19 protein-coding genes are annotated in these 23,920 nt (G+C 31.7%); 7 read left to right on the top strand and 12 right to left on the bottom strand.

The window, feature by feature from the left end; genetic code table 11:
- Positions 1-179 precede the first annotated feature (179 nt).
- Positions 180-1,424, bottom strand: coding sequence for an ABC transporter permease (locus tag OZP06_RS03170; RefSeq protein WP_269223657.1), 1,245 nt, complete (start codon positions 1,422-1,424; stop codon positions 180-182).
- 551 nt (positions 1,425-1,975) lie between these two features.
- On the opposite strand from OZP06_RS03170, the gene hisS reads away from it, so the two are divergent.
- The 3 genes from hisS to OZP06_RS03155 all read left to right on the top strand — a co-directional run bounded on the left by hisS (position 1,976) and on the right by OZP06_RS03155 (position 8,168).
- Positions 1,976-3,346, top strand: coding sequence for a histidine--tRNA ligase (hisS, locus tag OZP06_RS03165; RefSeq protein WP_269223656.1), 1,371 nt, complete (start codon positions 1,976-1,978; stop codon positions 3,344-3,346).
- A gap of 959 nt (positions 3,347-4,305) precedes the next feature.
- Positions 4,306-6,069, top strand: coding sequence for an Ig-like domain-containing protein (locus OZP06_RS03160; protein ID WP_269223654.1), 1,764 nt, complete (start codon positions 4,306-4,308; stop codon positions 6,067-6,069).
- An 80-nt stretch (positions 6,070-6,149) separates the two neighbouring features.
- On the top strand, positions 6,150-8,168 hold the full coding sequence (locus OZP06_RS03155; RefSeq protein ID WP_269223653.1) for an OmpA family protein: 2,019 nt from the start codon (positions 6,150-6,152) through the stop codon (positions 8,166-8,168).
- A 658-nt stretch (positions 8,169-8,826) separates the two neighbouring features.
- On the opposite strand, the gene OZP06_RS03150 is transcribed toward OZP06_RS03155, so the two are convergent.
- From OZP06_RS03150 to OZP06_RS03100, 11 genes are all read right to left on the bottom strand, one after another.
- Complete coding sequence (locus tag OZP06_RS03150) at positions 8,827-10,836, bottom strand: BCCT family transporter (RefSeq protein WP_281324219.1); 2,010 nt, start codon at positions 10,834-10,836, stop codon at positions 8,827-8,829.
- 1,269 nt (positions 10,837-12,105) lie between these two features.
- Entirely contained in the window at positions 12,106-12,675 is a 570-nt protein-coding gene (locus OZP06_RS03145; protein WP_269223652.1) for a hypothetical protein, read from the bottom strand.
- Between the two features lie 143 nt (positions 12,676-12,818).
- Complete coding sequence (locus OZP06_RS03140) at positions 12,819-13,430, bottom strand: hypothetical protein (protein WP_269223651.1); 612 nt, start codon at positions 13,428-13,430, stop codon at positions 12,819-12,821.
- The gene (locus OZP06_RS03135) at positions 13,430-14,398 is read right to left on the bottom strand and encodes a hypothetical protein (RefSeq protein WP_281324218.1); all 969 of its coding nucleotides are present in this window, start codon (positions 14,396-14,398) and stop codon (positions 13,430-13,432) included. The genes OZP06_RS03140 and OZP06_RS03135 overlap by 1 nt, the downstream gene beginning before the upstream one ends.
- Before the next feature lie 31 nt (positions 14,399-14,429).
- The gene (locus OZP06_RS03130; RefSeq protein WP_269223648.1) at positions 14,430-16,175 is read right to left on the bottom strand and encodes a hypothetical protein; all 1,746 of its coding nucleotides are present in this window, start codon (positions 16,173-16,175) and stop codon (positions 14,430-14,432) included.
- Positions 16,175-18,034, bottom strand: a complete 1,860-nt coding sequence (locus OZP06_RS03125) for an AAA family ATPase (protein WP_281324217.1) — start codon at positions 18,032-18,034, stop codon at positions 16,175-16,177. The genes OZP06_RS03130 and OZP06_RS03125 overlap by 1 nt, the downstream gene beginning before the upstream one ends.
- 2 nt (positions 18,035-18,036) lie before the next feature.
- A complete protein-coding gene (locus tag OZP06_RS03120) occupies positions 18,037-19,083 on the bottom strand; it encodes a DNA cytosine methyltransferase (protein ID WP_158729410.1) in 1,047 nt (348 codons plus the stop codon).
- Positions 19,080-19,982: a site-specific DNA-methyltransferase gene (locus OZP06_RS03115; RefSeq protein WP_281324216.1), complete on the bottom strand. Its 903-nt coding sequence runs from the start codon at positions 19,980-19,982 to the stop codon at positions 19,080-19,082. Before OZP06_RS03115 ends, OZP06_RS03120 begins: the two co-directional genes overlap by 4 nt.
- The gene (locus OZP06_RS03110; RefSeq protein ID WP_269223642.1) at positions 19,975-20,280 is read right to left on the bottom strand and encodes a helix-turn-helix transcriptional regulator; all 306 of its coding nucleotides are present in this window, start codon (positions 20,278-20,280) and stop codon (positions 19,975-19,977) included. Before OZP06_RS03110 ends, OZP06_RS03115 begins: the two co-directional genes overlap by 8 nt.
- 169 nt (positions 20,281-20,449) lie before the next feature.
- On the bottom strand, positions 20,450-20,638 hold the full coding sequence (locus OZP06_RS03105) for a hypothetical protein (RefSeq protein WP_269223641.1): 189 nt from the start codon (positions 20,636-20,638) through the stop codon (positions 20,450-20,452).
- A 222-nt stretch (positions 20,639-20,860) separates the two neighbouring features.
- Positions 20,861-21,208 (bottom strand): helix-turn-helix domain-containing protein, encoded by a 348-nt coding sequence (locus tag OZP06_RS03100; RefSeq protein ID WP_269223640.1) that lies wholly within the window; start codon positions 21,206-21,208, stop codon positions 20,861-20,863.
- A 225-nt stretch (positions 21,209-21,433) separates the two neighbouring features.
- Here OZP06_RS03100 and OZP06_RS03095 point away from each other — a divergent pair, with 225 nt between their 5' ends.
- The 4 genes from OZP06_RS03095 (at position 21,434) to OZP06_RS03080 (ending at position 23,918) form a co-directional block, all read left to right on the top strand.
- Positions 21,434-21,613, top strand: coding sequence for a hypothetical protein (locus OZP06_RS03095; RefSeq protein WP_269223639.1), 180 nt, complete (start codon positions 21,434-21,436; stop codon positions 21,611-21,613).
- The gene (locus OZP06_RS03090) at positions 21,610-21,867 is read left to right on the top strand and encodes a hypothetical protein (RefSeq protein WP_281324215.1); all 258 of its coding nucleotides are present in this window, start codon (positions 21,610-21,612) and stop codon (positions 21,865-21,867) included. Before OZP06_RS03095 ends, OZP06_RS03090 begins: the two co-directional genes overlap by 4 nt.
- A gap of 5 nt (positions 21,868-21,872) precedes the next feature.
- On the top strand, positions 21,873-22,085 hold the full coding sequence (locus OZP06_RS03085; protein WP_269223638.1) for a hypothetical protein: 213 nt from the start codon (positions 21,873-21,875) through the stop codon (positions 22,083-22,085).
- Positions 22,086-22,166: 81 nt separating this feature from the next.
- Positions 22,167-23,918, top strand: coding sequence for a hypothetical protein (locus OZP06_RS03080; RefSeq protein ID WP_281324214.1), 1,752 nt, complete (start codon positions 22,167-22,169; stop codon positions 23,916-23,918).
- Positions 23,919-23,920: the final 2 nt, after the last annotated feature.

The following is a 23,920-nucleotide window of genomic DNA, read 5'->3' as shown; positions in this document are numbered from 1 at the left end:
TCAGTGCTCGTTATACGTGATTTGCGTGAGGGATAGAAGCTAGCTACCGAAGTAGCGCGTATAGCCCGACCACATTAAGAAAAGGGGCAACTAGCACATTGCTAAGTTAGCCCCTTTTTTTAATGTGGTCACGCCCAAATTATTGTTTTTGAACGGATTTATTGCTGAAAATTAAAAACCTACTCGTATCGCAAAGCTTCAATTGGATCTAGTTTTGCCGATTTTATGGCAGGATACAAGCCAGAAACAAGTGCCACGATAAAACTAACAATAAATGCCGCCATCATCGCTCCCCAGGGAATTACAAAATCAAAATCTATAGCAGTCGATATTCCGTAGCCAATTAAAATTCCAAAAATAATTCCAACAAAACCACCTATTTGTCCAATCAGTAAGGTTTCTATAAAAAATTGAAAAGCGATAGTCGTTTTTTTGGCTCCCAAGGCTTTTCGAACCCCAATTTCTCGGGTGCGTTCCGTTACCGACACGATCATAATATTCATCAAGGCAATGGATGAGCCCAAAATAGTAATAATTCCGATCAGCCATGATGCAAAACCTAGATATTTGGTGATTCCAAGGATTCTGTTTATCAAATCATCACTTCGGACCACAGCAAAATTATTGTCTTTTACTGGGCTTAATTTTCGTATTCTACGCATGACGCTATTTGCATTGTCGATGGCCTGATCCAACAACTCTTTTTTGGCAACCATAATGCTCATTGTGTAGTTGATGTTGGGTGCCGTAAATAGGGAACGCGCCACTTGAATCGGAATCAATACTCTTAAATCCTGACTGTTCCCAAAGGTGGAACCTTTCTCTTTTAACACACCAATAACCTTGAATTTGGCACCCCGAATCGAAATGGTTTTGCCTATAGGATTGACATCTTTTAAAAGACCTTTTTCAAAATCCGAGCCTACAATACAAGCATAAGCATTGTTGTTTATGTCAAAATTAGTAAAGTTTCTACCCGAACTGGTTTCGAGTCCTGAGTTGGTCAAAAAATGCTCGTCTACACCCAAAACACTTATTTGCGGATCTGTTTTTTCGGCTTCATATTTTACCTCGGCAATAGATGTCGCTGTAAATGAAAGCGATGTTTCTGTAAAAGGATAATTGTATTTATTCTTGAAAGCAACCGCTTCGGGGTAGGAAATAATAGGGTTTATGATTTCTCGCTCCTCTCCGCCACGTCTTCGAGAAGTATTCTCGTATTGATTAATATTGAAAGTATTGGCTCCCATCGAAGCAAAATCGGTGGATAATGTATTCTCAAGCGCCGATACAACGGTCAGAATCCCAACCAAAGCGGTTATACCAATGGCAATAATCATTACCGTCAAAATAGTTCGCAACAATTGAGTTCGGATCGAACCAAATGCGATTCTTATATTTTCTTTGAATAGTTTTAGCATCATGTTTTATTTGACTCGAAATTACAATTTTTGTTACAATTTCCTTTTGAGAAATTCCTCTAAATATTTTTTTAGGAGCTAATTCCAGCTATTCGTTTCAATCTCCTGAGCCGAACCCCGGCTCAGGAGGATTTTCACTACTATCTGGGCTAGGGTATTTCGGTATTGAAGAGCTTTGAATTATTAGGATAACCAGTTGCTAGTATAATTTCTTGCAATAAATCAATTAGAATATTTTTTTACAAATTCTATCTTTTCTATTCTTTGCGTCTCAGCGCCTTTGCGTGGAATTGAGCTCGCAAAGGCGCAGAGACGCAAAGTCTATTTTCAATATTTAGACTCTTAATATGAAATACAGACAGTCATATGCAATTAAATCACAAATTTTTCAAAAGGAATTATTTTAAAAGTAAGATATTTGCAATTGGAAATTTAAAATATAACAATTTAGTTTTTCATAATGAAATATGATTTTGGATATCTAATCTAAAATCGGCACACGAGCCCAAAGGGCGAACTGGCGAAGCAATCTAAAAATCTGCAATCTAAAAACAATGGCATCAAAACCTAGCATTCCAAAAGGAACCCGAGATTTTTCACCTGCTGAGGTGGCAAAAAGACAATACATTATCCAAATTATAAAAAGCAATTTCGAAAAATTTGGATTCCAACCTATAGAAACTCCCTCCTTTGAAAACTCCGAAACCCTTATGGGAAAATATGGAGAAGAAGGCGATCGATTGATTTTCAAAATATTGAATTCGGGCGATTATTTAGCCAAAGCCAATGCAACGCACTTAGAGGCAAAAGACAGCACACGATTGACGTCTAGTATTTCCGAAAAAGCTTTGCGTTATGACTTAACCGTTCCGTTTGCGCGTTACGTAGTGCAACACCAAAATGAAATCGAATTTCCATTCAAAAGATACCAAATCCAACCGGTTTGGCGTGCCGACCGTCCTCAAAAGGGGCGTTTCAGAGAGTTTTTTCAATGCGATGCCGATGTGGTTGGCTCAAAATCGTTGTGGCAAGAAGTAGAGTTGGTACAATTGTACGATTCGGTTTTTACCGCTTTGGGCCTTGCTGGAGTCACCATTAAAATCAATAACCGAAAAATTCTTTCCGGAATTGCCGAAGTAATCGGTGCATCTGATAAATTGATTGACTTTACGGTAGCTCTTGACAAACTAGACAAAATAGGCGAAGACGGTGTAAAGAAAGAAATGATCGAAAAAGGAATTGCCGAAGAAGCGATTGCCAAAGTGCAACCGTTATTCAATTTTACGGGAACCATTTCTGAGAAAATCGAGAAACTTTCGGCTTTACTTTCATCCTCAGCCGAAGGAATGAAAGGAGTAGAAGAGCTTCGTTTTATTTGTAACAATGTTACCAATTTAGGATTGTCAACCGCTAGTTTGGATTTGGATGTAACACTAGCCCGAGGATTGAATTATTATACAGGCGCTATTTTTGAAGTCGCTGCTCCCAAAACGGTTGCCATGGGTTCCATAGGTGGCGGTGGTCGTTATGATGATTTGACCGGTATTTTTGGATTAAAAAACATGAGCGGAGTAGGAATCTCTTTTGGACTCGACCGAATCTATTTGGTGGTCGAAGAGTTAGGATTGTTCCCAGAAGCAGTAACTTCTACGTCCAAAGCGTTGTTCATCAATTATGGGGAGGCAGCAGCGTTCTATTCAATGAAAGCGATTAAAGAATTGCGTGCTGTTGGAATCAAAGTAGAATTGTATCCTGATAATGCCAAAGTAGCCAAGCAATTCCAACACGCCGACAAGCGATTTATTCGGTATGCGGTAATCGTAGGCGAGGAAGAAATGAATGGGAATCAATATAGTTTGAAAGATTTGGTTTCTGGAGAACAGAAAAAAGTAAGCCTAGAGGAGCTGAAACAAATTTTAAAATAAAAAAAAGGCAACCAGATTTAATGGTTGCCTTTTTTTATGGAATAAAATTCATGTTTACTCATCATCTGGTTGTGAATTTTTTAATCTATAAAATTGCCTTCAAGACAGTGTGATTCCTTTCTTTTACATTGGTAAAAAATTAATTGGTATTGGGTTTATAAGTTTGTATTGCTTTGGATATTTTTTTTGGAATCCAGATACGGAACAATATGATCTTTATTTCCACCTCCACCTTCGCAAATGACACTGTTACTTGGGGTATTTGCCAGCAAAATCAAAGGCGCCAAATACACCTAAACTCATTCCGAATGCATAAACCATTGAAAAATAAGTATTGTAATTGTTTTGTGCACATACTAATAGTTTCATGGGGTTGTCCAGATATCAAGAGCAGAAACTACTTGAGGGGAAACTATACGTCAGGAATTTATTTTCCTTTTTCGATTGCTTTAAATACTTTTTGTGATTTTTCACCCGATTCAAATTTGAATTTCAAAGACTCCTTTCTAAACAAAAAATAAATTAATCCAAAAAGGGTAGTTAGTTTGATCGGTAATTGCTTTTAATGTAATTAGAGCAGAAGGAATAATACAAGTTAGAGCAGGAAGGTACATTAATTTGAGGCTTTTTAGGATAGCTGTTATAAATTAATAACGCCAATTTTTCTGGTTTTTATGATCAAAAATGACTTATCAATATCTTTTTATTTCTTATTCTCTAAAAATAAATTTAACTGATTTAAAAAATAAGACCCCCTTTTTTATAGTAATCAAACGTAAGTAGAAGATGCTACTAAAACAGATTTGTCCTTAAGTTATTGGTTATAAATTTATTATTTGATTTTTAAAATCGAAATAATGTAAATAATGCAACTTTTATTGAGAATTGTATAATATTTCTAAAGCAAAGTGAAACCACCTTTGTTGGATGAAATAATTTAATTCTTAAAACAAAATAAAATGAAAGCTAAAATTTTACTTTTCACTTTTGCGATACTGTGTGTTGCATTAATAACTGGCTGTGCAAGCGATGATTTCCAAGAAGTCGTTGGTGTATGTCCTATAGTGGAGTCGACAACACCCTTGTCAAATGCATTGAATGTTCCTTTGGACCAAATCATTACAGCAACATTCAATGAGGAAATGGATCCAAGTTCGATAACATCAACTACGTTTACGGTTGTAGGTGTTGCACCTATTGCAGGAACAGTTACTTATTCGGGTAGAACTGCCTCTTTTACACCAACACTTCCGCTATCTGAAAATACTACTTATACAGCTAGGATTACTACAAAAGCAAAAGACTTAATGGGTAATTTTTTGCAAGCTGAATATGTTTGGGCATTTTCAACAGGAACGCTTTTAAGACCGGTAGTAATTACAACAGATCCTATTAATAACGCCATTGCTGTAAAATTTGATAAAACAATTTCGGCGACATTTAATATGGTTATGAATCCTTCTACATTAAATGCTACAACATTTAAAGTAAATCAAGGGACAAATGCTGTGGCGGGAGCAATTACCTATACAGGATCAACAGTTTCTTTTGTCCCAACAAATCCTTTATTAGCGAATACAATTTATACCGTAACGATTACTAATGGCGCTAAAAATTCATTGAATACTGCTATGGTAGCCGATTATACTTGGATTTTTACAACCGATATTGTGCCAACAGTAACTGCAACAGATCCTGTTAATAATGCTATTGATGTCGCTTTGAATCAAACGGTAACTGCTAATTTTAGTACTATAATGGATGCTGCTACAATTAATACGACCACATTTACTTTGAAACAAGGAGCTACAGTAATTCCAGGTACGGTTTCTTATTCAGGGACTACAGCTTCATTTAACCCAACAAATTCACTTGTCATTGGTGCTATTTATACAGCAACAATCACCAATGGCGCCAAAAATGTAGTTGGAACCCCATTGGCCAATAACTATGTTTGGAATTTTACCACCATACTAGCACCACCAGTTGTAATTGTTGTAGATCTTGGTACAGCCTCAATATTTGGAGCGTTTGGCGGTAACGCAGGTATAACAAATCAAGGATTAAATACCGTAATCAATAATGGAAGTATAGGTACAACTGCAGCTTCAAGTCTTATCACAGGATTTCATGATGGTGTTGCTGTTTATACAGAGACGCCGCTAAATGTTGGAAATGTGACTGGTGATATATTCGCCGCACCTCCAGCTCCCGGAACTGCTACTTCATTTGCAATAGCCCAACAAGGATTGCTGGATGCAAATGCAGCGTATTTAAGTATATCACCAGCTTCAAAACCAGGAGGTTCAGATCCAAACGCAGGAGAATTAGGAGGATTGACATTGGCGCCAGGTGTTTACAAATCGGCTAGTGGTACTTTCAAAATCAGTAATGGAGATCTTACGCTTGACGCACAAGGGGATCCAAATGCGACTTGGATTTTTCAAACCGCAGCAGGGCTAACGGTCGGAATCGCAGGTCCAACTGGAGCTAAAAGTATTATAATGAAAAACGGTGCATTAGCCAAAAATGTATTTTGGTATGTAGGTAGTGCTGCAACTATTAATGGTGCTGGTGGAGGAACAATGGTTGGAACTATTATTGCTAATTCGGGTGTTACGTTTTCTACACCTGGAAATGCAGTTCAAACCGTACTCAACGGAAGAGCAATATCTTTAATCTCGTCTGTGACCATGGTAAATACAACTATTAATGTCCCATAAGACCAATAGATTGGTAAATGAATATCCCGTTTTCGGACGGGATTTTAGCACTAAAAAATTAACAACAAAATATACATAAAATGAAAGCTATAATTAATTTCAAAAAGGAGTTCTGCATGACATGCGCTCCCAATATTATTTCCTTAAAAAGTCTTTTGCTTTTGAGTTTGTTCTGGTTAAGTATACAGTCACCAGTTCAGGCACAAGAAATTAAGTACACAAGACCTTCTTGGTTCTTTGGTGTAGCGGGTGGAGCCAACTTTAATTTTTATCGTGGTTCAACGCATCAACTCAATTCAAGTCTAACACCTCCAGTTACTTTTCATAATGGAGATGGAGTGGGACTTTATCTGGCTCCACTTATTGAGTTTCATAAACCTGATACAAGATTGGGGTTTATGTTTCAGGCTGGTTATGATAGTAGAAAAGGAACTTTTGATCAGAAAATTAGTCCCTGTAATTGTCCCTCTGACTTGTCTACAGATTTAAATTATATTACAGTAGAACCTAGCATTCGTTTTGCACCTTTTAAATCAAACTTGTATTTGTATGGTGGACCACGTTTGGCTTTCAATATGGATAAATCGTTTACGTATAAATTCGGAATCAATCCTGCTTACCCAAATCAAGTGCCAACTCCTGATGTGAAAGATGATTTTGATGCAATTGATAAAACTATTATTTCGATGCAAGTAGGAGCGGGTTATGATATTTATTTATCCTCACAAAGTCATAAAACACAATTTGTTTTGTCTCCTTTTGTTTCTTTTCATCCTTATTTTGGACAAAATCCACGTACCGTTGAAACATGGAATATAACGACAGTTAGAGCAGGTGTAGCACTTAAATTTGGACAAGGAAGTGAAATTATTATTCCAGAAGTTGCAGCTCCTCAGGTACAATTTTTTGTAAATTCACCTATGAATTCACCAGGTGAACGGAACGTGAGAGAAGTTTTTCCGTTAAGAAATTATGTTTTTTATGATCTAGGATCGAATGAAATACCAAGTCGTTACAAATTATTGAGAAAAGAAGATGTGAAAGATTTTGATGAAGATCGAATTGGAGCTACAGCATCTGTAAATCCAACGGGTCGTTCTGCGCGTCAAATGACTGTCTATTATAATGTAATTAACATTCTAGGAAATAGAATGGTAAAGAATCCTTCAACGAATATAACACTAGTAGGATCTTCAGAAAAAGGGCCAGAAGAGGGGGTTTTAATGGCAGAATCAATTAAAACCTACTTGGTTACTGTGTTTGAAATAAATCCGATTAGAATAACTACCAAAGGACAGTTTAAACCAAATATTCCTTCGGAACAGCCTGGAGGTAAAAGAGAATTAGAGTTGCTTCGAGAAGGAGATCGCAGAGTTTCAATAGAAAGTAATTCACCAGAATTATTGATGGAATTTCAAAGTGGTCCAGATGCTCCATTAAGACCATTAGAATTTGTAGCTATTCAAGAAGCTCCTTCAAGTAGTTATGTTACTATAGATGCAACAGGAGCAAAAGAAGCATTCTCCTCTTGGTCATTAGAAATAACAGATCCAGACAAACAAGTGAAAACTTTTGGTCCTTATACTCAAGAACAAGTAAAATTATCGGGTAAAGATATCATGGGTACTCGTCCAGAAGGTGATTATAAAGTAAAGTTGATAGGACAAACAAAAAGTGGTCAAATTACAGTAAAAGAAACAACAACACATATGGTTCTTTGGACACCTTCTAAAACGGAGGAAGCGCTTAGATACAGTATCATTTTTGAATTTAATAAATCAAAAGCGATTGCTATGTATGAGAAATATTTAACAGAGGTTGTTACACCCAAAATACCCAAAAATGGAGTAGTTATTATTCATGGACATACTGATATTATTGGGGAAGAACCTTATAATTTAAATTTATCTTTGGATAGAGCCAACGAAGTCAAAAGTATTATTGAAAAAGCATTGTCTCAAACGGGACGAAAAGATGTCACATTTGAAGTGCATGGATATGGTGAGGATGAAAGTGTATCTCCTTTTGAAAATAAATTTCCTGAAGAGCGTTTTTATAACCGTACCGTGATAATTGATATTATTCCTGCAACAAAATAGGAAATTGTAATTTGTCGAGAATTTTCTTTTGAGTAAGAAAGAAACTGTTCTTATGCTTTGACTCAAAGTGTTTAAGCTAGATTAGGGGTTAGACTCTCTTTTGAAGAAAAAACCGGATAAGGTAGATTTCAAAATTTGTATCTGGATTTAAGTTATTTTTTGATTAATTTAATAGTAATGAGCTCGATATTGTATCGGGCTCATTTTGTTTATATTTGATTTAGCTATTTTTTTTAAACGTATTATAACAAAAGTTTTAACTTCTAATGATTGCTTATGCTACACTAATTTTAGAGATCTAAATCTTTTAGAAATTTCATTTTCTTAAAAAGTATTTTTATGTAAAATGCTTATTAAAAAAAAATATAGATTAATTTTTTAAATCAACACAGAATTTAGGTTGTTAAATTTTTATTTGATTTCCCCCAACGGTTAAAAAAAATAGAGAATAAATTAATTAAGTTTTCAAAAGAAACCAGTTATCTGAAACCAGATTTAGTTTAAAAAACTTTTTTCTATCGTCATTTTAAGTTTAAAAAATAAAATACATTTTTTACTAGTAAGCTAATAATTTGAATGCTTTTTGTTAGATAATAATGTTGCAATGTATTGATTTCAAAACTTTAATTAGACTTAAAGGGAAATGATTTAGCTACTCTCAAATTTTCATCAGTAAATCGGTAGTATTGCCGGAACCTAAATTTAAGAATCGTTCATACTCTCTTAAAACATCAGATATAATTTCATCTTTACTTAGGTATTGAATATCATATCCTTTTCTGTTGTCATCAAAATAAGTTATAGGTATAAAAACAGTTTCATTGTCAATAAGAGGCGCATTTTCTTCCCTGATTAATGTTTTAGACACGTTTAAAACTTGTGCTTTTACACCGTATTTAAAATTCTTTAATTTTTGATACTCTATCTCTAATTCAATCGAGTGTATTGGAGATTTTACTTCAGTTACAGTTGCTTCGATGTCATTCTTTTTTAGTTCAATGATAATTTCTTCAAATGCATCCCGTACTGTTTGACTCAAAAATGCTTTAATGTCTTTTTTCTGAGAATAACTAAGTATTTTACTTAATCGGAGTTTCCAGTGATAATCATTCCAATTGTTGCTAGCATGCGAATATTTAGTGGATGAATATTTATCGTCGGCAATTAAGGCTTTCCACAAATTAACACATAGTAAAAGCATTATTATACCAAAAGGCAATGCCATAATAAGAGTCATGGTTTGCAAAGAAACAAGTCCTCCAGATTGTAGTAAACTTAGCGAAACAATTACGAGTAAAATTCCCCAAAAAACATTTTGCCATTTAGGTGCCGTTCCTTCTCCACGTGAGGCTATGCTATTCATGATGTAAATTCCAGAATCGGCAGATGTGATAAAAAAGACACAAATAATAACAATTGCCAAAACGTTTAAGAAACCACTAAGAGGAAAATAAGTAAAGAAATTAAATAGAAGGGTATTTGGATCTTTTGCAAAATCACTTATTGCACCGTTGGCCACAAATTCATCAATCCAAACTGCACTACTACCAAAAACGGTCATCCATATAAAATTAAAAAGAGACGGAATAATTAGAACTGCAATAATAAATTCGCGAATGGTTCTCCCTTTTGAAATTTTTGCAATAAAGAGTCCTACATAAGGCGCCCAAGAAATCCACCAAGCCCAGTATAAAATGGTCCAGTTTGTAAACCAAGCTTGACTTTCTTTTTCGTAAGCATACGTATTGAATGTAAGGGAAGTAAAATGGCTTACATAATGCCCTAAACCTTCTGTGAAGGTGCTTAGTATGTATATTGTTGGTCCAAAAATCAAAATAAACAACATCAATAAAGTGGCGAGTATAATATTAATTTCACTCATTAATTTCACTCCTTTTCCTAAACCAGAAAGGGCAGAAAGAACGGCAATACTCATTACTAAAATTACAATTATCGCTTGGTATTCAAAAGTTGTATTGGGAATCACTCCTAAGCTATGTAATCCTGCGCAGAGTTGTACCACTCCAAAACCAAGCGTTGTTGTAATTCCAAAAAAAGTACTGCAAAGTCCAAATACATCAACGATATTGCCTAATCTGCCATTTATTCTGTCTTTTAGCATAGGGTAAAACCCACTTCTAATTGCCAAAGGAAGGTTGTATCTGTATGTAAAATAAGCCAAAGACAAGCCTACAACTCCATAGATAGACCACGCATGGATACCCCAGTGGAAAAATGTGTATAGTTGTGCTTCTTTAGCCCGAAGATTTTCATCTAAATTGCTTATTGCCGGATTTGCAAAATGTGCCATGGTTTCAGATACCCCAAAATACATTAATCCAATTCCCATTCCAGCAGCAAAAAGCATTGCTATCCACGAAAAAGACGAATATTCGGGTTCTGAGTCATCTGCTCCGAGTTTTATTTTTCCAAATTTACTTATTGCGGCAAAAAGGAGAAATAACACAAAAAGAGTTACCAATAGTACATAAAACCAACTTAGATTTTTAAAAATAATTCCCTTAGAAAAATCTAAAACGGCTGCAGCATCATTTGAGAATAGCCCACAAAAAAGGGATAGTAAAAGAATCAATACTATACTTGGCAGTGCCACTGTGGGAGTAAAATTTGTATTGATTTTTTTTAGATTCCGAAAAATACTATTCATAGTTATATGGTTTTGACTTTTATAAATTATAACAAACGATACTAAATTCAGATTCAACTTAAAGTTGACACTTTGGCTAGTTTCGGGAAGATTTTTTTTAAGGAAAAGAAAATAAAACATTATTCTTTTCGGTAAAGGTATTTTTATTGTTGTTTTTTATTCAAAATGAGTTGGTTGCGAATTCAACAACTAAAAACAAAGATAAGCAATTGAAGTGTATTTTAATTTTGAATATGTTTTTTTGGATTGTCTGCGATTTTTTTTAATAGTAAACAAACAGTGAAATTTATACTTTTTTGAGTTTAATAAAGAAGGGCATGCCGCTTTAAAAAAGTAATTATTACATTAATCACTCCATTTTTTTTATAACTGAATCCAGCTTTTTTTAATTTGGTTTTCAATAAGGGAGGAGACTTTTTTATAATTCAGCAATATTTATTTGAATAAGATAAGTAATAAATGAGTTAAGAATTAGGTAAAATGATTACGCTAAAAAGTATTAAAATGTAGTTTTATTAAGCTAAGAAAAAATCGGAATCACAAAATAGTACATTTCACACTCCTTTTTCTGCATAGATCTGGAAAATCTGCGTGAAAACAAAACAAGCAATTTCATGATCCTATAGAATAACTCTTAATCCCCAACTTTTTAAATTGATCCAAACTTGATCCGTTTTATAGTGTGATGTAATATTGATTCTTCAAAAAGTCGGGAATTATTCGGGAATAAAAAACCCTTAAACAATTGCTGTTTAAGGGTTTGTTTTTTGTAGCGAAGACGGGAGTTGAACCCGTGACCTCAGGGTTATGAATTTGAGGTCTGTATTTTTGTTCCAGTGTTTACTGGGGTTCGCAAGGCATAAATATGTTAAAAATGATGTAAATTGTGTGCGCTTGAGTGTTCTGTTTATAATTGATTTTTTACTTATGGAATCAAAGGTAAGCTAAAATTTTGAATTGTTTTTATTTCTATTTTTTGCTAAACTTTCTAATTTTAAATTAACATGTTGATTTTAACGTATTAATTTTTTTCCGGATTTTCCTTTGATTCTTTTTTTAACATGAGGTTTTTGAGAAAATTAAAAAAAGAAAAGCCTCACTTACGCAAGGCTTTAAATTTTTTATTTTAAGGAGTAAGACTGTCCAAACTAAATCCTGCTGTTAAGCTGTCCAGATATCGTTCTGTCTCATTCGTTAAACAAAAGTATAAAATATTATTTTATAAACAATATTTTTTGTACTACTTAACGTAAAAATTAACATTTCAATTTATAAATCAAAGTTATCAAATGTTTCAATATTTTTGGACTTACACTGAATTAATTTAGAACAATTACCTTCAAATTCTATACCAAACTGACCTTCACTCATTTTAAAATTTTCAACTAATAAAGCTGTAACTATAGTTACTTCAATAGTTTTTAAATCTACAAAATGATATTCTACAACTACGTTTAAAAAAAGGTCTGTGTAAACTAACTCTTTTAATACTAAACGAATATTGCCAACCTTGTTGGGAGGATGATTAATGAAAATAAAGTTTTTATGTTTAAGAGAATAATAAAGTAGATGCTTAAATGATTTAATCAATAAAGGTTCAATATTTTTATATTCAATACCGTTTCGTTTAGTGCCATCATCAGAACCATGATATACTCTATCTTGGTAATGTTTATCAATCCAAATTTCAATATTTAATGTTTCATCAAAAACGTGAATTTTTTTTGCATTTTCTGTAGCAGAATTTGCAATATAAGCCTTGTCATCAAAAGGAACTTCCTTTGTAACAATGCCGTTGTTTACTTGGCTAATAATACGTTTCCTTTTAGGTCTGTCCATAAAAAAATTGCTGTTTTATAAAATACACAAAACTAACTTTACAAATTAATTTTATTGCTACATTCTCTTTGCTTATTTCTTTATTCATAAATAATTAATACTAAATAGTAATTTTAGGATTTGTCTGCTAATAGGTAGGATAATTAATTATTATCATCATCATCATCATCTTCATTTCTAATTAATTCATTTAACTTAATATTTTCAATGTCAATTTCCTTTGTGTAAAGAATATTGATTCGTTTAAGAATTATAAATAAAATGAGAAATATATCAATTGTATATTTATACAAGAATAAACCTAAAATAAACTGAATGAAATAATTAAAATCGAGGTAAGTTAAAACACAAAAAAAGTCATTTAGAGTTTCGTTAGTTAGAACTAAAATAGTAGATAAAAACAATGCAATTAAAGCCTTTATCGAGATATATACTGAAAATGACACATTGTATAATGTTTCTTTAAGTAATTCTAATCTGATTTTCTTTTGTTTATGTGTTATTTTTAAATTCTCTGATGAAATACTGGAAATAAGTAATACAAGAATATTTAAATAAAGTCCAATTAAAATGGAAAAACAAATTCCAAAAATATTTTTCACATCATTATCTGGAACTTTAATAAAAATCAAAGCAATTGCTGCAACTATTGGCAGGAAAATAAATTCTATTTTATAATTTGAATTTGTCTTTCCGTCTGCCAAAGAGGACTTATGACCAAGTATTATATTTTTTATATTTAGCTTTGAATACATTATAATATATTTAGTCCAAAACTTCTAATTAATTTCTTTGCTTCTTTATTTATGTCTTTAAACTCGGAAAAACCTTTACTATTATCTGAAACTTCGATGTTGTAATAAGGTCTTATTTTAAAAGTATCATCTAAATCAATAGTCCTTGTATTTCCATCTTTAGTAGCGATTACCTTTACATTAGTATTGTCATCGAACCCTATATTTTTAAAATCAGTACCTTCAAAAAAGCCTTCGTTATTTTCTAAATTTTTCAGAATTCTCTTTTTGGTACTAACTGGTATAATTGAATTTTCTAATGGTACAATTCGCATTTCTACTTTATATTTTGAACCATCTATATAAGTTCCTAAGTATTGTTCCGCTTTATCACTAGAAACAATTTTTTGACTTAATATAATACTATTATATTGACCATTTTCAAGATATTCTTTAATAATTTCAGATTCAACAAAGTTGGTTAATTTAGTATTTAATTCTGATAAGTTTTCGTGTATAAAATTTTTAAATAATCTTTCAAAAACACTTTTAGCAGAATGCTTACCCTCCCTTTCTAAAACAATATAACCATATTTTAAACCCAAAGGAATTATTACCATAAAATAATAAGGACGCTCGACTGATTGCCCTTTCTTTTTTGTATATAATACAGTTTTGTCTTTGTTGTTTTGAACAACATCCTGTTCTTTACCATCATCATCACCAATCATAATTTTACCAGATATGTATCGTAAAGAATCATTAAACTTGAAAATGCTTTTTATTTGTCCATCAACTTCTTTTTTTTCAATTTTTGAAGTTTTACCATCTATTTGTTGTGGTGGAAAAGTGTCTACAAAATTGGCGAATTTATTTTTCAATTGAATATATAAATCGTTACCAAAAACATCTTCTAAAATCAAATTCTCTGTAGGCTTTCTGTTGGGATGAGCTATAAAAGTATAAACTTCTAATTTTCTGTTTTCCATATTATTTATCTAATTTAAAACTTAAAAAAAATTATATTAACTCTAATTCCGAAAAATCCACTCTCTCAAAATTCGGGGATGAAAAATAAGTTTCTCTCAAATGTTTTCCTTTATCATAACTATCCGTAAAATATTCCTTTAACTCAATATCAGAACCATTTACAGCAAGTATTAAACGCTTGTCATTTGATTTTGATATATAAGCTCTACCAGTTAAATTTCTGAATTCTTTATCTACAAATTGTTTCAATAGCTCTTTGCTTTCAAATTCAGTATCATAAAATTTAAACAGGCTTTGCTTCTTTAAATAGGAAACAAAATTGGTTCTAAATTTCTTATGAATTTCAACTCTATATTTCTCTAATTCAAAAGAACTTTTATTGGTATATGATTTTAAAACAAAAAGGAAATTAATTGAATAGTGATTTACGAACAAAGAGTCTCTATCAAAAATTCTTTCTTTAAAATGATAGGAATGCTTAATACCTTTGTCAAAATCAATTGTAAGTTTGTCATTATCAAAATCAAAAATATCAGTTACTACGCCTTGAATAAAAAAGTTTGGAGTTATGTTATATCCTTCTGTTATTTTATCCCTATATCGAATGTTATTGTTGATTTTTTTGCCCTCATTCAATAAATCTATATTGAATTGAATTACATTCTTGGCATAAGTAAATTGCTTATAAATAGAGTTTTCTTGAACTTCATTATTAGTTTTATAATACTTTGAATCTCCAATGTAAAAAATACTTTCGTCACGATCTATTAAAGAATCGTACTCAAATAAATGGTCAATAATTTTACCATCTTTATTTTCTTTCAGTTTTTTAAGCGAAACCCCTTTACTTGTTTCTTTGGTATCGATTTTAGAAGTTATCAGCTTATCAATCATATCTTCAAATATCAAATGATAATATTTGACCATAATAAAATCTTCATTCTTGTTTTGAATTGAAACTTTATTTGATTTTGAAAAATATAATTCCAATAATTTATACATTTTCACTAACGTATCTGAAAAGTATTTGTAGCGTATCTTTTTTAATAGTTGCGGAGCATTGGCTACTAATTTTTGATAAGCACTTCCTTTGGCAATTGTATAAGATTCATCAATTTGAATGCTGAAATTATATTCTGTCTTTAAATGATTTAAAACCGAATAAAACATACACAATAATTCTTCCTCTGTATCGATATATTTTTTCTTTACATTGAGTTCCGAATAAATTGGTATTCCTTCATTGGTAACAAAAGGATTTGATTTCCTAACAGTTTTACCCCAATTAACCTTTTTATGCTTCGCTGAAGTTTGCTTTTTGTGAATGAATAGAATTGTGTTTTTATTCTTCTTGAGGAAGTTTACAAAACTCAAAACAATATCCAAAAATGAGTATTCATTTTCACCTAAAGAAGAGCTTAATTGTAATACGTCGCCTTTTGATTGAATGGCGTTTTTATATCTTACTCTGTATTCAATTAATCCTTTATAGAAAATTATCAGAAACCGCTTTAACCAGTTTAATTCATCTTGTGATTCTATTACATCATCAATACTATTTTTAGCAAATAAATCTTTAGGGTATTTATTTAAGATTAAACCTTTTGTATCAATAAACACTTTTGGCAGTAAATAAATTACTTCATTATCGATACTATGGTAATATCCCACATTATCAATAATACCATTAACACCATTTGGCATATAAAATTTATCGCCAAAAATGGGTTTTAGAATGTCTAAAGAATAAGGTTCTCCTTCAATAAATATTCTCATTATTCTTCGTCTGTTTGAATTGGATTAGGTTCATTTGAAATTTTCAATCCTAAATTTTCTTCTAAAATTGAACTTATCAAATTAACTTTCTTTTCAGTTTCAAAAAAATCACCATAATTAAGTTTTGGATATTCTTTTGTTTTGAAAATAGTATTTTCTTCATCTTTAAAAACATCATTCCACAAATAGAAAATCACTTTGTTTTTAAATGTGTCTTCAGAAATTATCTTGCTAGTATTTTGAGCATCAATAAACCAATTTCCAATTTGTTTATCTTGACTATTAGTAGTATCAAATATTTGTTTATTGATTTTTTCTAAAAAAGCTAGCCAACTGTATTCTTTTTTATTCTCCAATTTTATAGTGAAATCTGAAAACTTACATTTTAAATCGATTGGAACATATATCCAATCCCATCTTCTTTTGAATGCACTATCCATAGGAAATAATGATTGGTCGGAAGTATTCATTGTTGCAATTATTTTTAAATTGCTTGGGAAACGAAGTTTACCATCTTTAATACCTTCGTGGTCACCACCAAAACCATAAGCACTTACAAGATATTTATATAATTCTTCTTCAGCAGTAACTTCATACTTACTAAATCCATCTTTGTCTCTATCTAATAATTGAAATAAGTCTCCGAATATTTCAGCACAATTTCCTCTGTTGATTTCTTCTATTTGCAAGTAGAAAGGTTTCGTTTCATCAGCAGAAACTAAATTTTTCCAAGCATCAACATAAATTTTAGTGAAGATTTGAGGTACAAATTTGTAAGCAATTTTATCTCCCTCCATTGTTGGCTTATAACCTCCTACAAATGAGTGGTAATCATAATCAGGATGAAAAGTTACTTTTTGTACATCTTTACCATTAGTTTCAATGTTTGCTCGATGAGATTTTCCTGTTCCGGGTGAACCGTAATATATAACATTGTTTACATCTTGCGAGCTTGTTGATACTGTTGGAATTATTTCTTTTTCTTCATATATAACTGTTCTTTTAGGAATTAAATTCAATGAAGTTTTTACCATTTCATTATAACCACCAAGGGCATCAATAGTTCTATCAGCTTTAAGTCCTATACCATTATTGCCATCTTCTTTAATATAACTATGTAAGTCCGATTTAATAAATGATTTTAAAATTCTGAAAGGACCAACTGGCTCTACATTATCTTTGTCGATTACATTATTTCCCGCGACAACTTGTTCGTAAATACCCTCTTGTTGGAAAAACAATTCTGAACCATCGTCCTTGCGTATTTTAAATTGTGTTTCTTCAGAAAAAATAGTTAAAGTGGTTTGTATTTTTTTAAATAAGAAGAGATCTGGAGTAAAAACAGCAGACTTCATTATCCAATTATATAGAATGTTTTTTAATGAATCTGAAACACTACCGTCATTTTCAAGTAAACAATTTTCAAGTAAAAGAGTATTACAAGTAAAGGTTATTTTTTTGTCATATCTTTTTCCTCCTGTTCTTTCTTGACTCGAAGGATAATTTTGAATAAAATCTACTTTACAGAGTTTCCAAAATAATTCTAAACTAACTTGCAAAGATTCCATTTGTGCAGTTAATAAAGGGTTCTCATTAACTTTATTTTTAAAATCAGCTTTATCAGTTATCAAACCATTAAAGAATAATTCTAACTTCGATAATAAATCATCTTTTATCTCAATTTTTGTATTAGGAGCATTAACTTCTTTAGAATAAGTTAATAAGACTTCTTTATTTGTTGCTAAATACAAAGTAAATGTTAACGCAAAAAGTTCTTTAATTTCAGCTAATGAGGACTTAATACCGTTTCTTAAATTGAGCTCGCTTCTTTCTACTATTTGATTAGGATAAATTTTCATATTTATTTATTGTCGTTTAAAATTAATTTAGCTATTTCAAATGCAAGCAATGGAGGAACTGCATTCCCAACTTGTTTTAATTGTGAAGATTTTGTGCCATAAAAAATAAATTTATCTGGAAATGACTGTAATCTTGCGCCCTCACGAACAGTGATACATCTGTCTAAAATAGGATGAGTAAACATGCCAGAGGATGGTGTATCGAATCTTGTTGTTATTGTTGGTGCAAATTCATCTTCTTTTAATCTTGACCAAGTTCCTGAAAATATAGACTTTGTCCTATGCTCTTCTGGTAAAACTTCTTTGCCTTTTCCTTTAGGGATTAACGATAGCCTTTCTAAAGCTAATTTAGTGTGCTTTGTAGCTTGATGATTGTAAAATCCTTTAGAACCTTTTCTAATAAATTTTTGAAAATCTGACAAAGGCTGAATCTCATAATCAAAAAACTCAACACCTTCTCCTGATTTAATTTGTGGTAAATCATAAATGGCATCTTTGATTGTAGTTTTTTTATTATTCGACTTAGGTAATTCTAATTTTACTTCTCCTTTTTTTCCTAAAAAAAATGCTCTCTTTCTATTTTGAGGTACTCCAAAATTAGATGCGTTTAAAACATCAACATCAACAGAGTAGCCTAACTCATTAAAAGCAATTAATATTTCTTGTTTAAAAAAACCATTTGAAGTAGTTATTAAGTTGGGTACATTTTCTAACAAAAAATATTTAGGCTGAAAAACTTTTACAAATTCAATAAAGTGTTTAAAAAGGTAATTTCTATCATCATTCAAACTTAATCTTTTGCCTTTTTGAGAAAATCCTTGACAAGGCGGTCCACCAATTACAACGTCAATATTTTTATATCTTTCAGATAGTTTATTAACGTCTAATGTTTCAATATCGTCAGAAAAGACGTCTGTGTCTGGATGATTTTTTTTAAATGTATTGGCTATTTCTTTGTCGTGTTCTACTGCAAATACAATATCAAAATTCGACATAGAAAAACCATAAGATAAACCACCAACACCAGCAAATAAATCTATAACTCTCATACTGTTGTAATATTTTGCATTCTATTTTTTGCTATGTTGTAATATTCTTCATTAAGTTCAATACCAATAAATTTCCTATTCAACATCTCACAACTAACACCCGTTGAGCCACTTCCCATAAATGGGTCGCAAATCACTTCATTCTCATTTGATAAAATTTCAGTAAAATGATTAAGTATTTTAATTGGTTTTTGTGTTGGATGCTTTCCAAATCTCTTTTCATTTTGTGTTGTAAGTGACGATTCTACAAAATCGTGCAATGCTTTCGAATCATTATTAAAAGTTCCAGTATTACCTTCATTTATAAAATATATCCAAGCTTCTGTAGAATTAATAAATTGTAAATTCATATTTCTTGGCATTGGATTAGTTTTATGCCATATACCCACAGTTTTATAATAAAAATTATTTTTTTCAGCAAGTTGGATAATTGTTTCTATTTTCATCAAAGACATAAATAAAACTAAAGTCCCTTTTTTTCTTAAAACTCTATTACTGTGCTTAAAGAAAGCATCCATTTTAGAAACCCATTCATCATATTCTAAATCGTCCCAACCAGCATAAGAGAATTGATTTTCTCTCATCTTTACTAAATTAGTACCTCGTTTCCTCATAAACGAACCTAAATTAAATGGTGGATCAGTTAGTATTAAATCAACACTTTTATCTTCAATAGTTCCCATTAGTTTTTCACAATCTCCCATTCCAATTAATGAACTTTTAGTTATTGGCTCAAACAAAGGATTTATATTGTTGTTTTCTACAAATTTTTCTGATTCAAAACTTGAATTAAAATGATTAAATCTTGGAGTAATTTTTAAACTTGGCTCTTCTAATGAATCAGTGTCCAATGTGTTAAAATTTTTAGCTTCTATTTCGTAATTATCTGTCTTATTCATTTTTCTTTTTTGAAAATTTAACGCTCTCTTCCGCTACCATCATTGCTTTTAATGCTGTGTTTTCATCTTTTACCACATCATAAATTTGGTCAGCTAACCAAAGTGTTACCAATTCATCTGTTGCAACCTTTAGGATTTTAGCCAATTTTAATACTGTTTCTTTTTTTGCGTTTCTTTCTCCTCTTTCAATTTTACTTAATTGAGCTGTGTCCATATCGAGCAATGGTGCTAATTGCCGTAATAGCATCTTTTGCTCTTCTCTTAATAGTCTAATTTTATTTCCGAATTGACTGTTCATTATTTGATTTTTGACTTGTCACTTATTGGCAAATATAAATGATTTGTATTGTTAAAGCTAAATTATTTTAATGCTTGGATTTGAGGTGATTATAATAAAATAGGTGTAATATAATGTAGTAAATTAATTACTTGAGATATAGATAATTAAAACAAACAGTATTTTTGGATTAAGAATTAGTTATCTGTCTCGTCATTATTTCAATAGCTTCCTCTTTACTAAGTATATTTCCAAATTCAGCAATAGATTCTTCGTCTTTATAGACACCATTTCTATCATTCCAACTTAGCCATTCAATTAAATCATATCGAGACCATTTACTTAATTCATTTGAAAGGTCTTCGTCTCTTAACTCCATTATTGTATAGTATGGATGTCTCGCTTTTTCGTCTTCGCTTATGTAAATTGCCATATTATTTTTTTATGTTTTGAAAACCTATATGAATAGTTTAGGGTTGTTTTTATTAAAAAAAGTTAGTCTTAATTAATTGATTTTTTTTTTCAAATATCTACTTAGGTTTTCATTTCGCTTTTTATTAAAAAAACTTATACTTCTTTTTTCCAAACCACTCGCATATCACTATGCGGGTTGACTTTTATCGTGGTCATTCGGTTTTAAGAGTGATTGTAAAAAGGCTTTGTCTTTTCTTAATTCTGCATTCTCTTTTTTTAGCGCTTCATTTTCAAATTGCAATTTTGTCAATAAGCTATTTTGGCTCATTTCGGCCAAGGTTTCATTGTAGCCTTCAAACAATTCAAACAGGTTTACTTTTAAGGCATTTGCTATATTTTGCAATTTAGAGAGCGGAATGTCTGATTTTCCGTTCTCGTAATCTACATAAGTTCGCTTTTTTATACCTGAAAGTTCGACGATTTCGTCTTGAGTTAGTTTTTTACTCTCTCTTACTTCTTTGATAATCAGTTGCATGAAATTTGTTTTTGGAAATTTGTGGTATTTTTTTATAAAAATTGCAAAATATTGCAATAGTTGCATATATTTGCAATAGTTGAATTTGCTATTTGTACGCCTTTGTAGCGTAATTGTAGCCGCAAATGTAACAAATATATATTGCAGTTTATTGCTATATGGTATAAAATGTTGCAGATAATTGAATTATAATTCGTCACAAAGTATAAATAGTACACTGGCAATATGATACGAACTTCAAAAAGGAATAGACGATACCGATTGCATCAAAAATTAAGAAAAGCTGGATTACGCTATAGTGCAACCCTCCGAACCATTTATGTGCCGTGGAATTTTGAAATTGAGAATGCTGAATTGAAAGAATTACAAAACGATTTTAGTTACCAAATACAATTTGAAATATGATTAACAACCAAGAAAGAACCAGTATTATTAAAACTTTAGGAAAGCAGTACTCTGCCACAATTTCCTTGTATTTGAAAAAAAAGAAAATCAAAAACGCTATTGGTGAAGACTACACGAGACAAAGCATCCGCACTTTTGTCAATGGAATGCGTGAAAATGAACAAGTAGAATTGGCTATTATGCAATTGGTCAACAAAACCGTAAAAGCCAAAAAAGCACTACAACTCAAACGTCAACGATTATTTAAAGTGTAAGGGCAATGAACAATCCCAAAGTCTTATCCATACTTAACAATGCAAAAATCTTTCTTTCCCCCGAGGAATTGAAAGAACTCGCCTTGTGTATCGATAAAGAAGTGGGAAGACCTGAACCTCGAAAAATTAGAAAATCAAAACCCTTACAGAATTGGACTTTAGAAAGTGTAACTGAAAATTTATTGGCTACCCAATTCAAGAGCAAACGTAGATCCTAAAAATACCTCCAGCAAATGCTGAAAATTCTTTGTTGTAATCGGGTCTATTGGCCCGATACAGCAAGGATAAATGCTGACAATATGAAAAATAACTCTTTAGATAGCAATGTTTTTTCATTAGCTTCTCATCTTTTTGGTTTTGTAAACACAGACCACAAATACAAAACCCTTGAAAGCATTGCAACGACCGTTGTAACTTCTTTGCAACTCGAAAATAGAATTATGGCAGTTTATCCTGCAATATCCATGGAAGCCTTTTCCATTACTATGGATAACTACAGAAAGTACATTTCAGGCTATAATTTTCAAACGAATGCCGAGAATGAATTGATAGATAAGCATAACGAAAATGTTAGATTGTTTTTGAAAAACAATGAATTAAATGAGGTTCAAAAAACATTTTCTATCCTTTTTGCAAAGAAAAATCAATCCTTAAAACCAAGAGCATTTAATCAAAGTGTAGATGATTTTTGCAAAGAATATGGTCTGATTATTTGCAAAAAGAAAATCCAAACGGTTAAGTATGCCACAGAATTGGTTTTTCAAAACTTACTCCATCTTTATAATTCCCAATTGATGAAGCGCAATGAACAGTACATGAAACTGGGCGTAACGGCCATTCGACCTATTGAAGAATTTAAAATCAATTCGTTTTTAGTAACCGAGTTGAAGCGTAACGGAGTGAATAGTTTAGCCCTTTGTACTAAAACCGTTCGGAATCATAGACAACGTTTGGAAGAATGTGGAGTGTTTGTCGATTATGTATTCAAAGGGCAAAATAGACCCGTAGAATTGCATATCAATCCTGAAATTTTGACCGTTTTAGACCTTAAAACCTCAAAATTAATAACTATTGAAAATCAACGTATTACCTCTGAAAGCGAGAAAGTTTTACCTGATAACAATGAGAGTACTAGAACATCTTTAAATGAATCTCAAAAGAAAGAGAATGTGAAAAACATTTCTCTTTTAAAAAAGGAGTTCCCTTCGGTCACGCCTTCTCATTTGTTTTTTACAAGAACACCAGCCAGCAAGATGCAAAATCCAACCGAGGTGGCGGGCGCGGAAACTGTTAAAATTGAGAATACTTTGTCCGATAAACTGCAAAATTTAATCTTGCATCCTCAGGAATTGGCGGTAAACTTGGCCAACAAAGAATACAACAACTACAAACCGATTGATATTCGCTATTTGTTCAAAGAAGCGTATTCCGGAACGATGCTCAAAGAAGATTTTAGGCAATTGGTGATTCAAGACTTTTTCAAGAGCATTTCGAAGATTTACAAAAACTCCACACCGTTTGCAGGTTCATGGAAAAAAGCAATTTCGCTTTATATGGAATACAAATGGATTGCTTTTACTGGAGAAGCCTTCAACAAAGCTTCGATTGTAGATGATATTCAGCAAATGCGTTGGCGAGCTGAATGGGCCAGAAAATGGTTTGAAAAAAATGAATTTCCACCATTATTCCCCTTTGATTATTTTGATATGACCCGAAAAACGGCAAAAGAAGTCGGTTTTGAATACACTAAAATTAAATGGAACGAGCATTTGCAAGGAAAAGCAAAATACGAAGCCTTTAAAAAGAAACAGGAATGTAATGCGCAACGCAGAAAAGAAGCAATCAATCACGCCAAGAAATGTGAAAATGAAGTCAACCGCTTTTTCAAAAACAAAATTACACTACCACAATTATTTGATTATGTAGAAAAGAATTTGCCAGCGACCTACTTGGAAAAGTTACCTCAAATGATTGAAAAAAAGTGCTTGAAAAGTTCTGAAAAATTAGTTAGTGCTTCTGATTTTGTGCAATATGATTTGAATGAATTCTAACC

It is taken from the genome of Flavobacterium sp. IMCC34518 (assembly GCF_027111095.2).
Lineage (GTDB): Bacteria > Bacteroidota > Bacteroidia > Flavobacteriales > Flavobacteriaceae > Flavobacterium > Flavobacterium praedii.
Note: the sequence above shows the minus strand (reverse complement) of the source record. Positions and strands in the feature narration are given on the sequence as shown.

Excerpts from the sequence above, each read along its gene's own strand:
- OZP06_RS03130 (WP_269223648.1), bottom strand. The coding sequence starts at position 16,175 with ATGAGAATATTTATTGAAGGAGAACCTTATTCTTTAGACATTCTAAAA.
- OZP06_RS03135 (WP_281324218.1), bottom strand. The coding sequence starts at position 14,398 with ATGGAAAACAGAAAATTAGAAGTTTATACTTTTATAGCTCATCCCAAC.
- OZP06_RS03115 (WP_281324216.1), bottom strand. The coding sequence starts at position 19,982 with ATGAATAAGACAGATAATTACGAAATAGAAGCTAAAAATTTTAACACA.
- OZP06_RS03100 (WP_269223640.1), bottom strand. The coding sequence starts at position 21,208 with ATGCAACTGATTATCAAAGAAGTAAGAGAGAGTAAAAAACTAACTCAA.
- OZP06_RS03145 (WP_269223652.1), bottom strand. The coding sequence starts at position 12,675 with ATGGACAGACCTAAAAGGAAACGTATTATTAGCCAAGTAAACAACGGC.
- OZP06_RS03160 (WP_269223654.1), top strand. The coding sequence starts at position 4,306 with ATGAAAGCTAAAATTTTACTTTTCACTTTTGCGATACTGTGTGTTGCA.
- OZP06_RS03125 (WP_281324217.1), bottom strand. The coding sequence starts at position 18,034 with ATGAAAATTTATCCTAATCAAATAGTAGAAAGAAGCGAGCTCAATTTA.
- hisS (WP_269223656.1), top strand. The coding sequence starts at position 1,976 with ATGGCATCAAAACCTAGCATTCCAAAAGGAACCCGAGATTTTTCACCT.
- OZP06_RS03090 (WP_281324215.1), top strand. The coding sequence starts at position 21,610 with ATGATTAACAACCAAGAAAGAACCAGTATTATTAAAACTTTAGGAAAG.
- OZP06_RS03120 (WP_158729410.1), bottom strand. The coding sequence starts at position 19,083 with ATGAGAGTTATAGATTTATTTGCTGGTGTTGGTGGTTTATCTTATGGT.
- OZP06_RS03170 (WP_269223657.1), bottom strand. The coding sequence starts at position 1,424 with ATGATGCTAAAACTATTCAAAGAAAATATAAGAATCGCATTTGGTTCG.
- OZP06_RS03085 (WP_269223638.1), top strand. The coding sequence starts at position 21,873 with ATGAACAATCCCAAAGTCTTATCCATACTTAACAATGCAAAAATCTTT.
- OZP06_RS03080 (WP_281324214.1), top strand. The coding sequence starts at position 22,167 with ATGAAAAATAACTCTTTAGATAGCAATGTTTTTTCATTAGCTTCTCAT.
- OZP06_RS03150 (WP_281324219.1), bottom strand. The coding sequence starts at position 10,836 with ATGAATAGTATTTTTCGGAATCTAAAAAAAATCAATACAAATTTTACT.
- OZP06_RS03155 (WP_269223653.1), top strand. The coding sequence starts at position 6,150 with ATGAAAGCTATAATTAATTTCAAAAAGGAGTTCTGCATGACATGCGCT.
- OZP06_RS03110 (WP_269223642.1), bottom strand. The coding sequence starts at position 20,280 with ATGAACAGTCAATTCGGAAATAAAATTAGACTATTAAGAGAAGAGCAA.
- OZP06_RS03105 (WP_269223641.1), bottom strand. The coding sequence starts at position 20,638 with ATGGAGTTAAGAGACGAAGACCTTTCAAATGAATTAAGTAAATGGTCT.
- OZP06_RS03095 (WP_269223639.1), top strand. The coding sequence starts at position 21,434 with ATGATACGAACTTCAAAAAGGAATAGACGATACCGATTGCATCAAAAA.
- OZP06_RS03140 (WP_269223651.1), bottom strand. The coding sequence starts at position 13,430 with ATGTATTCAAAGCTAAATATAAAAAATATAATACTTGGTCATAAGTCC.